The 424-nt window shown below is 58.5% G+C and carries 1 protein-coding gene; it reads left to right on the top strand.

Going from position 1 to position 424, the window contains the following annotated elements; genetic code table 11:
* On the top strand, window positions 1–329 hold a 329-nt coding region (locus tag ALP40_RS11890; protein ID WP_122208469.1), incomplete at its 5' end, for an oxygenase MpaB family protein.
* Window positions 330–424: the final 95 nt, after the last annotated feature.

Below are 424 nucleotides of genomic sequence, written 5' to 3' on the forward strand. Positions count from 1 at the left end.
ATAATGTTCCGCGCTCACGTCAGGCCATCGCTGATTATCTGGCAGACATTCGCGGGCAACTGCTGTGTGACGAACGCAGTCACGAAGTGCTGCGCCTGCTGCTTGATGCCCCTGCGCCCAACTGGCTGGCCAAGCCTTTCGGTGTATTGATGATGCGTGCCGGTATCGACTTGCTGCCGGACTGGGCGAGCGAAATGCTCGACATTACCCAAGGCCCTTTGCAGCGCCGGATAATCCGCCTGGGCGTCAACAACACCGCGCCCATTTTGCGTTGGGCCGTGCAGGACGGATCAGCGCAACGTGCCAGACGCCGCATGGACGTTACGTAAAGGTTTTCGGCAAAACGTGACCGAGCGGTTCACGGTTGGAACCTGCCTGCCTATCTGTGCCACCATGAGCCCTCAATAACAATGAGGATCAGCAC

Origin of the sequence: Pseudomonas viridiflava (assembly GCF_003702045.1) — a bacterium.
GTDB lineage: Bacteria > Pseudomonadota > Gammaproteobacteria > Pseudomonadales > Pseudomonadaceae > Aquipseudomonas > Aquipseudomonas viridiflava_C.